We start from the raw sequence: 3,178 nt of genomic DNA on the forward strand, positions 1-3,178 counted from the left end.
GCTCGGCCCGCAGCACGTCCGTGAAGACCACCCCGGCGACGCTGGTGAGCAGCCCGGACGAGGTGGACAGGAAGGCCGCGAGCGCCCCCGCGGTGACCAGCGCGCCGAGCAGCCGGCCGAGGTGGCCGCCGCCGAGCGCCGCCTCCGGGAGCATGAGCACCACCGCGTCGGTGCGCCCGGTCATCAGCAGCTGCGGCGTCCAGATCCGGCCGAGCACGCCGTACAGGGTCGGGAGCAGGTAGAACAGGCCGACCAGGCCGAGCACGACCAGGGTGGTGCGGCGGGCGCTGGCGCCGTCGGGGTTCGTGTAGAAGCGGACCAGGACGTGCGGCAGGCCCATCGTGCCGAGGAAGGTCGCCAGGATCAGCGAGTACGTGGCGAACAGGCTGCGGTCGCCGCCGGGCAGCAGCCAGTCCAGGCCGCGGCGGTCGTCGACGGTGCTCACCTGCGGGACCGGCGTACCCGCGTCGTAGGTCCTCTCCGCACCCGGCTCGACCTCGTCCGTGGTGCCGTCCGGCAGGGTCAGCCGGGCCGCCTGGTCGAAGGTCACCGTGGTGACGGCCGGAAAGACCGGTCCGTCCGGTGGGGTGACGGCCGGTCGGCCGTCCGCCTGCCACGCCCACGCGAGGAAGATGACGGGTACGGCCAGCGCGGTCAGCTTGAGCCAGTACTGGAACGCCTGCACGAAGGTGATGGCGCGCATCCCGCCCAGCGCCACGTTCGCGGTGACCACCAGCCCCACCAGCAGGGCACCCCACGCGTACGAGCCACCGGTGACCGTGGTGAACGTCAACCCGGCGCCCTGCAGCTGGGGCACCAGATAGAGGCACCCGATGAAGATCACGAAGACGGTCGCCAGGCGGCGCAGCATCGGCGAGCGCAGGCGCACCTCGCAGAAGTCCGGCAGCGTGAAGGCGCCCGAGCGGCGCAGCGGGGCGGCCACGAAGAGCAGCAGCGCGAGGTAGCCGGCGGCGAACCCGACCGGGTACCAGAGCACGTCCACGCCGTAGCGCAGGACCAGGCCGGCCACGCCGAGGAAGGACGCGGCGGAGAGGTACTCACCGCTGATCGCGGCCGCGTTCCAGGCGGGGCTCACCGATCGGGAGGCGACCAGGAAGTCCGAGGTGGTCCGCGCGAAGCGCAGGCCGTACGCGCCGATGCCGACCGTGACCAGGACGACCACGACCAGGCCCGGGATGACATACGGATTCACGCGGCCGCCTTCAGTCGGTCAGCCCGCACTCGGTCAGCCTTCATTCGGGCCGCCGGATCACCGCGGTGAAGTCCTGCTCGTTGCGTTCCGCCCAGCGCACGTACGCCCAGCCGACGATGAACAGGAACGGGAACGACAACACACCGAGCAGGAGCCAGGGCAGGTGTACGCCGAACACGCGCATCCGCCCGATGTCGGGGGCGACCGCGAAGAGCAGTGGCAACCCGCCGAGCCCGGTGGCCACCACCAGCGAGAGCCGCACCGCCAGGGCCAGCTGCGCCCGGACCAGCCCCCGGACCAGAGCCTCGCCGACCGGGGTCTGCTCGGCCAGGTCGGCGTGGGCGGGGTCGGCGGGCGGGCGGCGCGCGGCCGCCTCCCCGAGGACCACCCGAACCCGCCGTGACTCCATGCCCGGAGTCTTGCCGCCTGTGAGGCAATGTCAAGCCACAAAGTGGTAGCTCAGGGACGCGTCCAGGGGTCGGACAGGTGGCTGAGCTACCACTATCGCCGGGGCTCAGTCGCCGCTGTAGTCGCGGTAGCTCGGGACGCAGACCTCCGAGGTCACCGGCGGGTTCGCGGCCAGGAGCTCGCGGGCGTGTGCCCGGCCGTAGCTCCAGCCGCGCCAGTCGTCCGGATCGTCGCCGAGCCGGGCCTCGATGCTGTTCAGGATGCAGCCGGCCTTCGGCGGGTCGATCGAGTTGAGCCGGTCCAGGGCGGGGACCGCGTCGGCGGAGAGATCCGCGAGGTACGCCGTGTCGATCCGGCCGGTCTTCTCGAATCGCGTCACGTTCCGGTCCGCGATCAGGCCGTCGGGGTTGATCGCGGCCAGCGCGAGCAGGGTCAGCACGCCGAGCCCGACCGCCACCCGCGGCAGCCACGCCGCCCGCAGCTTGATGCCGGCCGCCACGATCAGCGCGAAGACGACGCCCAGCCAGGCCTCGCAGAGCCCGACGACCAGCCGCATCCGGGTCAGGCCGTAGGTGTCGGCGTAGACCGTCATCTTGTGCAGCGCGGAGGCCACGATGATCAGCGTGAGCACCGCCAGGGCGCCCAGGATCGCCCGGATCAGGATGCGGTCGGCGCGGTTCGCCCGCGGCGCCCACCGGGCCGCGCCGGCCAGCACCAGCAGGGTGAGGCCGGTGACGATGAGCAGCTGCCAGAAGCCGCTGCGGGCGTACGACGCGAAGGTCAGGTCGTCGGTCTGCATCACGTGCTCAAACCCTCCGAAGAGGACGGTGAGCTGCACGGCGACGAAGAGCGCGAAGAGCAACACCAGCAGGCCCAACGGAAACGCCCACTCGAAGCGGCTGACCTTACGGACCGCCGGATCCTTTGTGGACGGGCTCGGCGGCCCGGCGCGCAGGAAGGCGGAACCCGCCAGGATGCCGCCGGCCACGACGAAGACGAACGTCCAGCGGACCAGGACGGGGACGTCGACATCCGGGACGGCGTTCTCGAGGACACGCGCGAACGTCTCGTCGGCCGAGGCGAAGAGGGTGCCGAAGACGACGAGCAGGGCCACCGCGGTCGCGATCGTGGCGGCCACTCGCGTGCCGTTGCCGTTCGGCGTCCTCCGGCGCAGGGTGGCCAGGGCGTGGCTCACCCACGGCAGAGCGCGGAAGGGCGCGATCAGGCTGAACAGGGTGGCGGCGGTCATCTCGCGCATCGACCGGCCACCGGCGACCGCCAACGCGCCGGTCACCACCGCGGTGGCGAGGCAGAGCAGGACGAGCCAGCCGGCCGCGCGGAGCGTGCCGACGCCGAGCAGCGCCACGGTCGCGGTGGCCCAGGCGAAGCGTGCGGGATCGGTCGCCCTCCGCTGCGCGGTGAGCGCGGGCATGAGCCGGTCCGCGGCGGTCCGGCGGGCCGGCAGCAGCCGGATGCCCAGCAGCGCGGCGGTGCCGGCCAGGGCGGTGACCAGCCACCCGACACCACCGCGGTCAAGCGGCACGCTGACCGCGGCCA

General features: G+C 72.7%; 3 protein-coding genes. All 3 read right to left on the reverse strand.

Annotated features, from left to right (window positions below; genetic code table 11):
- Nucleotides 1–1,213: cation acetate symporter (locus AB0M20_RS34480; protein WP_364304540.1), on the reverse strand; the 1,213-nt coding region annotated here is incomplete at its 3' end.
- A 40-nt stretch (nucleotides 1,214–1,253) separates the two neighbouring features.
- Nucleotides 1,254–1,622, reverse strand: a complete 369-nt coding sequence (locus AB0M20_RS34485) for a DUF485 domain-containing protein (protein WP_364304541.1) — start codon at nucleotides 1,620–1,622, stop codon at nucleotides 1,254–1,256.
- A 105-nt stretch (nucleotides 1,623–1,727) separates the two neighbouring features.
- The coding region (locus AB0M20_RS34490) for a DUF4173 domain-containing protein (RefSeq protein ID WP_364304542.1) at nucleotides 1,728–3,178 on the reverse strand (1,451 nt) is incomplete at its 5' end.

The sequence above is a fragment of the Actinoplanes sp. NPDC051633 genome (assembly GCF_040681735.1).
GTDB lineage: Bacteria > Actinomycetota > Actinomycetes > Mycobacteriales > Micromonosporaceae > Actinoplanes.